This window comes from Nostoc sp. UHCC 0251 (assembly GCF_034932245.1).
Lineage (GTDB): Bacteria > Cyanobacteriota > Cyanobacteriia > Cyanobacteriales > Nostocaceae > Nostoc.
This window is the reverse complement of the sequence record NZ_JAYGHD010000284.1, coordinates 1-1,114: the sequence shown is the minus strand read 5'-3', so window position 1 is coordinate 1,114 and position 1,114 is coordinate 1. Positions and strand designations below refer to the sequence as shown.

1 pseudogene is annotated in these 1,114 nt (G+C 42.2%); it reads left to right on the top strand.

Annotation, left to right across the window (positions count from 1 at the left end):
- Window positions 1–878 precede the first annotated feature (878 nt).
- A pseudogene (locus tag VB740_RS18225) lies at window positions 879–1,114 on the top strand (integrase); the annotation flags it as partial.

Here is a 1,114-nt window from a genome sequence, read left to right as displayed (position 1 = left end):
GTAAGCGACGGCGGGGCATTTCATTACTGGTAAGTGCCTTGGCAATTCTTGAGAAACTACTTCTCTAGCTCCCGTTTGCGGTTCTAGAAAAAAAAGTGTCTTAAACACAAAGCAATCAAGCCGCCAAAGGCGGCAAGGCAGGAGGCAGGAGGCTCAGTTGGCAGAAGGGACACCTCTCCCATGAAGGGAAGAGGTTTGTGCTACGGACGCATCTTTTCTCGTGCTGTGCATCGCACTTCGTGCCGCAACGCGAAAAGAATATTCCTACTTTTTCGCCCACTAGGGGCGAAAGCGTTGCGGAACGTAGTTCGGTTTGTACCTTTTCTTCCAACTGAGCCTCCTGCCCTCTGCCTCCTGCCTTTCTTTTATCAAACCACTCTCAAAAAATAAACTAAAAATGACTCTATAGTTTTATAGCGTGATAGCGCTGAAAAAGTAGTACACTGCGGCGTAAATAAACCCCCTATTCCGATTGGTACTGAAGCAACATAAGTAGGGAAGAATTTTGTACAAGTTCTTTTAAATAAGCACCTTTGTCGATTTTTTAACCAAAAAATACAAATGTAGTATTTGTATATCGAATTTGGAGTCCGCTCTTTGACCCTTTTATATCATTTATTAACTATAAAGTCATTTTTAGTTTATTTGTTTTCACCTATTTTTAGGTTTTTCAAAATAAATACCCTGCTGAACAATTGCATAACAGTATTGTGTTTGTCACGCTCCTCAGTATTAGAGGTGTACTATACGCAAAAATCGAGAAATTTTCAGTCGCTTGAGGGTGAGTTGAAACGCCCATTTTAAAGGACAATAAAAATCAGACACTATAAAACCAGACGAAACTACTATTGTGTCTGATTATTAAGGGAGTAATAAAAATGACACTCTCTCTAGTCCACATAACAGCCCATAGAAAGGCGATCGCTTCCTTGCCAGTAGCGCAGGCGGAGGCGAAGTTGATTGCGCTGTGGTTGGAGGGAAAAGCGTCGTCTTCTATTCGGGCTTACCAGCGATACACTAGGCGATTTCTGGATTTTCTGGACAAGCCGCTCAAAAAAGTGACTTATGAAGACTTGGTAGAATACGCTAGTTCTTTTGGGGGCAATGCCGAAAG